The 8,174-nt window shown below is 65.7% G+C and carries 7 protein-coding genes; all 7 read left to right on the top strand.

The window, feature by feature from the left end; genetic code table 11:
• Nucleotides 1-222 precede the first annotated feature (222 nt).
• Entirely contained in the window at nt 223-423 is a 201-nt protein-coding gene (locus tag JaAD80_RS28285) for a YdcH family protein (RefSeq protein WP_102299483.1), read from the top strand.
• A 43-nt stretch (nt 424-466) separates the two neighbouring features.
• On the top strand, nt 467-2,509 hold the full coding sequence (locus tag JaAD80_RS28280; protein WP_374755288.1) for an ATP-dependent DNA helicase: 2,043 nt from the start codon (nt 467-469) through the stop codon (nt 2,507-2,509).
• 286 nt (nt 2,510-2,795) lie between these two features.
• Nucleotides 2,796-3,401, top strand: a complete 606-nt coding sequence (locus tag JaAD80_RS28275) for a toll/interleukin-1 receptor domain-containing protein (RefSeq protein ID WP_102299481.1) — start codon at nt 2,796-2,798, stop codon at nt 3,399-3,401.
• A gap of 50 nt (nt 3,402-3,451) precedes the next feature.
• Entirely contained in the window at nt 3,452-5,902 is a 2,451-nt protein-coding gene (locus JaAD80_RS28270; protein ID WP_180979638.1) for a tetratricopeptide repeat protein, read from the top strand.
• 93 nt (nt 5,903-5,995) lie between these two features.
• Nucleotides 5,996-6,733, top strand: a complete 738-nt coding sequence (gene surE, locus JaAD80_RS28265) for a 5'/3'-nucleotidase SurE (RefSeq protein WP_102299477.1) — start codon at nt 5,996-5,998, stop codon at nt 6,731-6,733.
• Nucleotides 6,734-6,768: 35 nt separating this feature from the next.
• Nucleotides 6,769-7,659: a protein-L-isoaspartate(D-aspartate) O-methyltransferase gene (locus JaAD80_RS28260; RefSeq protein ID WP_102299475.1), complete on the top strand. Its 891-nt coding sequence runs from the start codon at nt 6,769-6,771 to the stop codon at nt 7,657-7,659.
• Nucleotides 7,660-7,701: 42 nt separating this feature from the next.
• The coding region (locus tag JaAD80_RS28255; RefSeq protein WP_146012583.1) for a LysM domain-containing protein at nt 7,702-8,174 on the top strand (473 nt) is incomplete at its 3' end.

The raw sequence follows: 8,174 nt of genomic DNA, 5'->3' as shown, positions 1-8,174 counted from the left end.
CGCCGCCAAGGCCGCCAAGGCTGCCGCCGCGGCCAGCGCGCCAGCGCCGGCCGTTCCTCCCGCGAATTGACCGGCGCCGGGACGGCGCGCCGGAAATGGCGTGCCGTATCCCGCGCGGCAGGTTAAACTACGCACTCGCCGGCAAAGCCGGCGCAGATGGCGGCTGGCGTATTTGCGTACGCCAGGCACGCCTGTTGACCAACATTGCCTGGAACGCCACACATGAGCGATGCACAGCAAATAGAGCGGCGCCTGATTGAACTCGACGTTGAACATCGCGACCTCGATACCGTTATCGAGCTGCTGATACTCGATGGCCATCATGACGAGCTGCAACTGCGCCGTCTGAAAAAGCGCAAATTGCAATTAAAAGATCACATCACATTGCTCAGAATGCAATTGGTGCCCGATGTTCCAGCCTGAGGGACGCCAGTAGCGTCCGGCCCAGCTTTCACTTAAGTATATTTTGACCGATCACAATTTATTGCCCGCAAGCCCGGATGGCCAGATTTCCGACGCGCCAGCCGAACCCCAGGCCGCGCCGGGCAAGCACGACGCCGACATCGAGCGCCTGTTTGGCGCCGGCGGCCCGCTGGGCCCGGCCGTGGGCAGCTACAAGCCGCGCCGTTCGCAAACGGAAATGGCCAAGGCCATCGCCAGCGCCATCGACAGCCAGACGACCCTGATCGCCGAGGCGGGCACGGGTACCGGCAAGACCTTTGCCTACCTGGTACCGGCCCTGATGTGGGGCGGCAAGACCATCGTGTCCACCGGCACCAAGAACTTGCAGGATCAGCTGTTCCTGCGCGACATTCCAACCGTGCGCGCGGCGCTGCAGGCGCCCGTCTCCGTGGCCCTGCTGAAGGGCCGCTCGAACTACGTCTGCCATTACCACCTGGAACGCACCCTGCAGAACGGGCGCATGACGTCGCGCGACGACGTCGGGCATTTGCGCGAAATTTCGCGCTTCATCAAGATGACCAGCTCCGGCGACAAGGCGGAACTGGCCAAGGTGCCGGAAAACGCCATGATCTGGAACCTGGTGACGTCCACGCGCGACACTTGCATGGGCGCCGAGTGCCAGTATTACCAGGATTGCTTTGTGATGAAGGCCCGCAAGGAAGCCCAGCAGGCCGACGTGGTGGTGGTCAACCATCACCTGTTCTTTGCCGACGTGGCCTTGAAGGACACGGGTGTGGCCGAATTGCTGCCCTCGGCCAACACTATCATCTTCGATGAGGCGCACCAGCTGCCCGATACGGCCACTTTATTCTTTGGCAATACGGTGTCCACCTCGCAAATCCTGGAGCTGTGCCGCGACGTGCTGGCCGAGGGCCTGGCGCATGCGCGCGGCATCGACTGGGCCAAAACCGTCACGGTGGTGGAAAAGGCCGCGCGCGACCTGCGTCTGACCTTCCCGCAGGACATCGTGCGCCTGTCGCTGCCGCAAATCGCCCCGTCGAGCGACTTTTTCCCCGCGCTCGACACGCTCAAGGATGAGCTCGATGGCATGGTGGCCGTGCTGGAAACCCAGGCGGAACGGGCGGAAACCCTGGAGCAGTGCAGGGTGCGCGGCGTTGAACTGGCGCAGCAGCTGAGCGGCTGGAAGTTCGATCCCAAGGCCAAGGTGGCGGCCGGCGAGGAAGCCGTGTTCTGGGTGGAAGCGTTTTCCAGCTCCCTGCAGCTGCACAAGACGCCGCTGTCGATCGCGCCCATCTTCAACAACCAGCGCGAAGGCACGCCGCGCAGCTGGATTTTCACGTCCGCCACCCTGGCCGTGAAAAACGACTTCAAGCATTTCTCTGAACAGATGGGCTTGACGGGCGAACCGTCGCACACGTGGCCGAGTCCCTTCGACTATGGCCAGCAAGGCTTGCTGTTCGTGCCGCAAAACCTGCCGCAGCCGAACTCGCTGGGCTACACGGACGCCGTCATCGACTGCGCCTTGCCCATCATCGAGGCGGCCGGCGGGCGCACCTTCTTCCTGTGCACCACCTTGCGCGCCGTCAAACGCGCGGCCGAGCGCCTGGCCGATGAATTCAAGCAGCGCGGCCTGAACTTCCCCCTGTTCGTGCAGGGCGACCGGGGCCGCACGGAATTGCTGGACCAGTTCCGCGCCGCCGGCAATGGCGTGCTGATCGGCAGCCAGAGTTTCTGGGAAGGCGTCGACGTGCGCGGCGATGCCCTGTCGCTGGTGATCATCGACAAGCTGCCATTCGCGCCGCCCGACGACCCCGTGCTGGCAGCGCGCATCGAAGTGATGGAGAAGCAGGGCAAGAATGGCTTCATGCATCACTCGCTGCCGGAAGCCATCATCAACCTGAAGCAGGGCGCGGGCCGCTTGATCCGCGACGAGGGCGACCGTGGCGTGCTGATGATCTGCGATCCGCGCCTCATTTCCAAGCCGTACGGCAAGCGCATCTGGCAAAGCCTGCCGCCGTTCAAGCGCACGCGCGACACGGCTGAAGTGGTCGAGTTCTTCCGCAACCTGCCTCCGCGCGCGCAATAACTGTCCTGGCCGGCGCGCCCGCGCCGGCTATTCCCCGTTTATAAATTTCCCTTTGGAATCAAGCCGCTGGCGCAGCCGCGCACAGCCTGCCTGCGCGCCCGGCATGCCAAAAATCGGCGTGATCGTGCCAGATCCTGGCATTGTTGCTGGTGTCCAGGACGCCGGACACATCTTTGCGCCAGCGCAAACAGGCCGTTGCCCAGCGGTTTACAGTGACTGCATGCCTTGTGGGATCAGGGCGCGGCGATGGCAGGCCGCACGGGCGCACGGGGAACGGGGGGATGCCATGGATATCCGCTACGGCTGTTTCTTGAGCTACGCGCACGGCCAATATGCGTTCATGAACAAGTTCAAGAATGACCTCATCGAGGCGCTGGCCTGCTACCTGGAGCCGCACCTGGACCGCGAGGAAGTCCTGTTCATCGACAGCGAGCAGCTGGGCGGCGGCGACGATATCGACCGGCGCGTGGCGCGCGCCATGTGCCAGAGCGTGTGCATGATCGTGCTGTACACGCCCAAGTACGAAGCGCATGGCTACACCCGGCGCGAGTTTGCAGCCATGCAGCTGATCGAGCAGGAGCGCCGCGCCTGGTACGACTTGCCCAGCCATTTGATCATTCCCATCATCATGACGCGCCATCCCGATGGCTTGCCCCCGCAAATCACGGAGTCCGGCCTGTACGTGGACTTTTCCGGCTACACGCTGGCCAGCGGCGACCTCAAATCCAACCCGCAATACCTGCCCGACATCGAACGCATCGTGCAGCGTATCGCCATGCATTACCACTTGCTCAAGCGCTCGACACCGCCCGGCCACGATTGCAGCCGCTTCGTGCTGCCCGCCATTCCGTCGGAGTGGCGGGCCGTCCCGCCGCCGCACTTTCCACGTTAATCCACGTAAAAGGTCCTGTCATGGAATGCCAACGCCTGTCCCTACCGCCTTTGAGCGCCCCTGGCGAAGTCGTCACCTTCTACTCCTACAAGGGCGGCACGGGCCGCACCATGGCCTTGTCGAACATCGCCGTGCTGCTGGCGCGGCGCGAAAACGCCAGCGTGCCCGTGCTGATGCTGGACTGGGACATGGAAGCGCCCGGCCTGCACCATTATTTCGAGCAGCACGAGGAGCGCCCGGGCGTGCTGGAATTCTTCGAAGCGTGCCGCCAGCAGCTCGAGCGCTTCAGCCTGGAGGCGCCGGTGCCGCGCGCGCATGGCCATGACGCCGGCAGCGCCGACGTGGCGCTGGCGCAGCGCGTGCTCGACGCCATCGACTGGCAGCAATACGTGGTGCGCGTTGACCAGGGCAGCCCGCTGTACCTGATGCGCGCAGGCTGTTTCGACGCCAGCTACAGCGAGCGCCTGGCGAAGATGCGCTGGGACCAGCTGTTCGACGCCTGCCCGGCCCTGTTCCGCTGCTTTGCCGACACCCTGGCGCGGCATTTCCGCTATGTGCTGGTCGATTCGCGCACGGGGCGCACGGACAGCGCCGGCATCTGCACCACCTTGCTGCCGAAAAAGCTCGTGGTGGTCTTCACGCCCAACCGGCAAAGCCTGGAAGGCGTCGATGCGCTCGTCACGCGGGCCATCGAATACCGGCGCAGCCATGAAGACGAGCAGCGCCCGCTGCTGGTGTATCCCTTGCCGTCGCGCATAGAAATGGGCGATGGCGCGCAGCGCGCCGAATGGCGCCGGGGCGACGCGCACAAGGGCATCGCCGGCTTCCAGCCGATGTTCGAGCGCCTGCTGCGCACCTCGTACGGCTTGCCGCAGATCGCCCTCGACAGCTACTTTGACGAAGTGCAGCTGCAGCAGACGAAAACCTTTGCCTATGGCGAGCAGCTGGCCGTGCGCATCGACCAGGGCGGCGACCGCTTTTCCCTCACGCGGACCTTCGAAGCATTCCTGCACTGGCTGACGGGCGGCTATTTCCCCTGGCAGTCGAGCCGTGAAATCGCCTTGCTGGCGGCGATCGGCGAAGCGCGCCAGGCGCTGCAGGCGGAACCGGGCCGCGCCGTGGCCTTGCCGCTGGCGCGCGACCTGGCCCGCCTTGGCGAGTTGTACCGGAAAGACGGGCGCAGCGCGCAGGCGCTCGACGCCTTCCGGCAAAGCGTCGAGATCCGCGTGCGCCTGCTGGGTGAAGAGCATCCGGACAGCCTGGCCGGCAAGAGCGGCATGGCGCGTTTGCTGCGCCAGGTGGACAAGCTGGACGAGGCGCGCTTCCTGGAAGAGGACGTGGTCGACGTGCGTTGCCGGTTGCTGGGCGACGAGCATCCCGACACGCTGGCGGCCAAGGCTTGCCTGGCGCAAACCTTGATGCAGCAGGGCGAACTGGCGGCGGCGCTGCTGCTGCAGGATGCCGTGCTGGCCAGCCATGCGCGCGTGTTGGGGCCAGAACACCCGCTGACCCTGGGCGCGATGGACGGCCGTGCCACGACCCTGCTGCACATGGGCCGGCTGGAGCAGGCGCGGCAAGTGCTGGCCATGGTGGTGGCGGCGCGCGAGCGGTTGTTCGGCGCGGAGCACGGCGATACCCTGCGCAGCAAGCTGGCCCTGGCGCAGGCGCTGGGACGGATGGGCGAGCTTGATGGCGCGCGCCACCTGCTGGGCGCCGTCCTGCAGGCGCAGCAGCGGCGCCTGGGCGGCGACCATGCGGCCACCCTGGCCACGCGCGATCTGCTGGCCGATATTGTGGCCGGGCAGGGCGACTGGGCCGGCGCGCGCCAGCTGCATGAAGACCAGGTGGCGGCGCGCGAACGCACGCGGGGGCTCGACCATCCGGACACCCTGATGAGCCAGCGCAAGCTGGCCGAGGCGCTGCTGCGGCGCGGCGAGCTCGATGCGGCCCGCAGCGTCCAGGAGCAGGTGCTGGAAGTGCACGCGCGATTGCTGGGCGAAGACCATCTCGATACCTTGCACAGCAAGAAGCAGCTGGCCGGCACCTTGCAGCAGCAGGGCGACAGCGAGGCGGCGCGCCTGCTGGAAGATGCCGTGCTCAGCGGTAGTGACCGGCTGCTGAATGCGCGTGGCGCGGCCGGCAAGGTGGCCGCGCATGCCGACAGCGTGCTCGATGGCGCGCGGCATCTGCAGGAAACCATCCTGGCGGGGCGCGCCGGCGGGCACGATGCCACCGAACCCGAGACGCTGGGCAGCATGATCGCCATGCTGCAAGGCATGATCGAGCGCGAGCAGTATGTGCAGGCGGGCGAACTTGCCGAGCATTTGAGGGCTTGCCTGCTGCGCCCCGGCGTGCCGGGCAAGCTGCGCAAGCGGGGCATGGCGCAGCTGAAGCGCATGTACAAATTGCAAGGCGACCTCGATGCCTTGCTGGCCTTGCAGGAAGACGAAGTGCAGGCGCTGGAAGGGGCCTTGTCCGAGGCGGGCATCGAGCCGCGCTGAGCATTGCGGCCCCGGCGGTGCGCCGATATAAAAATTGCTGCCGATGGCCGCGTGCATGCGCAGTGTTGACGTTGCTTCGGGTAAAATCTCGTTATGAGAATTCTTATCAGTAACGACGACGGCTACCTCGCACCCGGCCTGGCGGCACTGGCCGATGCACTCGCGCCCATTGCCGAGATCGTGGTAGTGGCGCCGGACAGCAACCGTTCGGGCGCTTCCAATTCCCTGTCCCTGGACCGGCCCTTGTCCGTGCACAAGGCCGCCAACGGCTTTTATTTCGTCAACGGCACGCCCACCGACTGCGTCCACGTGGCGCTGACGGGCATGCTGATGGAGCGGCCCGACCTGGTGGTGTCGGGCATCAACAATGGCCCGAACATGGGCGACGATACCCTGTATTCAGGCACGGTGGCCGCCGCCACGGAAGGCTTTCTGTTCGGCATTCCGGCCATCGCCTTTTCCCAGTCCGAATTCGGCTGGGCCAACCTCGATGCGGCCGCCCGCGTGGCGCGCGAGATTGTCGAGCGCCGTTTTGATGCCTTGCAAAAGCCGTATCTGTTGAATGTCAACATTCCTGCGATTCCCTATGAGCAATTGCAGGGCGTGGTGGCCACGCGCCTGGGCAAGCGCCATTCGGCCGAGCCGGTAATCCGCGCGCTCGATCCGCGCGGCCGCGAAATTTTCTGGATCGGCCCTGCCGGCGCCACCAAGGACGGCGGTCCCGGCACGGACTTCCACGCGATTGCGCAAGGACAAGTCTCGATCACGCCGCTGCAAATCGACCTGACGCATACGGCCCAACTCGATGCACTGGCGACAGGCCTGGCATGACCGCCTTCCATGAACGCTCACGATGACCGCTCACCATGACCGATAAGCCGCGCACCTTCCCCCTGTCCCTCGATTCGCTGGCCGGCAAGCCCGCCAGGCAGGGCGGGGGGCAGTCGCTGGCGCAGTCCAGGATCGCCACGCCGCAGACGGCCACGCAGAATGCGGCGCAAAGCGCGGCCCGGGGCAGCCAGCACGTGTATGGCGCGCCGGCGGTCATTGCCCCGTCGCGCGCCCAGGCCATCGCCAATGAGCGCGCGCAGCCAGCGGTAGCGGCGGCGCCGCGGCAAAATCCGCTGGTCTCGGATGCCGTGCGGCGCGCCATGGTGGCGCGCATCGCCAGGCAGGGCGTGCAGGACCAGGTGGTGCTCGACGCCATGCAGGCCGTGCCGCGCCACATGTTCATGGACGAGGCGCTGGCGTCGCAGGCCTACATCGACGCTTCGCTGCCCATCGGCCACCACCAGACCATTTCGCAGCCATACATCGTGGCGCGCATGATCGAAGTGATGCGCAATGGCGGCAGCCTGCAGCGCGTGCTGGAAATCGGCACGGGCTGCGGCTACCAGGCCACGGTGCTGTCGCTGGTGGCGAAAGAGGTGTATTCGATCGAGCGCATCCGGCCTTTGCACGAGCTGGCGAAGGCCAATTTGCGCCCCTTGCGCGTGTCAAATCTGCGTTTGCAGTACGGAGATGGTATGCTTGGCCTGCCGCAGGCGGCGCCCTTCGACGGGATCATCCTTGCCGCCGCCGGCCTGGAAGTCCCGCAAGCGCTGCTGGAACAGCTGACAGTGGGCGGGCGTCTGGTTGCGCCAGTGGGCGCGAAATTGCAGCATTTACAACTCATTACCCGGGTGGGGAAAATGGAATGGACCAGTCAGACCCTGGAAGATTGCCATTTCGTGCCTTTGCGCCCGGGCACCATATGATCCCCGGATCAGATAGCAAGCAGGACCTACAAATACATGCGAATGATTAAGAAAAGTAACGTACTTCTATGCAGCATCACCCTGGCCGCCCTGTTGAGCGGTTGCGGCACGACGGGCGTCCAGGCGCCGGTGGTGGAGCGCCAGCCGTCGGTCACCAGTGCCGCCGCCAGCGATCCGCGCGACCGCGATCCCGCTTTTTACCGGGTCAAGCGCGGCGACACCCTGCTGCGCATCGCCCTCGAGCATGGCCAGAACTACCGCGACCTGGTGACGTGGAATGATTTGAGCAATCCGAACGACATCAAGGTCGACGAGATCCTGCGCGTGCTGCCGCCGACGGGCGAGTCCGGTGGCGCGCAAACGTCGGCCATCGTCATGCCGCCGTCAACGGAAGTGCGCGCCGCCGCCCCCGTGGTGCCGAAGAAAACCGGCCCGCGCGGCGAGAAGCGCGCCTACTCCGATGCCACGCTGGCCGAGCTGCGCGCCGATGGCGGCACGTCCGACGCCAAGCCGGC

The sequence above is a fragment of the Janthinobacterium sp. AD80 genome, assembly GCF_002878455.1.
Lineage (GTDB): Bacteria > Pseudomonadota > Gammaproteobacteria > Burkholderiales > Burkholderiaceae_D > Janthinobacterium.
The sequence above is the reverse complement of the archived record's forward strand: the minus strand, read 5'-3'. Positions and strand labels throughout refer to the sequence as shown.

Bases quoted from the DNA above. Each gene is read 5' to 3' on its own strand.
- JaAD80_RS28275 (WP_102299481.1), top strand. From the start codon at position 2,796: ATGGATATCCGCTACGGCTGTTTCTTGAGCTACGCGCACGGCCAATAT.
- JaAD80_RS28285 (WP_102299483.1), top strand. From the start codon at position 223: ATGAGCGATGCACAGCAAATAGAGCGGCGCCTGATTGAACTCGACGTT.
- surE (WP_102299477.1), top strand. From the start codon at position 5,996: ATGAGAATTCTTATCAGTAACGACGACGGCTACCTCGCACCCGGCCTG.
- JaAD80_RS28260 (WP_102299475.1), top strand. From the start codon at position 6,769: ATGACCGATAAGCCGCGCACCTTCCCCCTGTCCCTCGATTCGCTGGCC.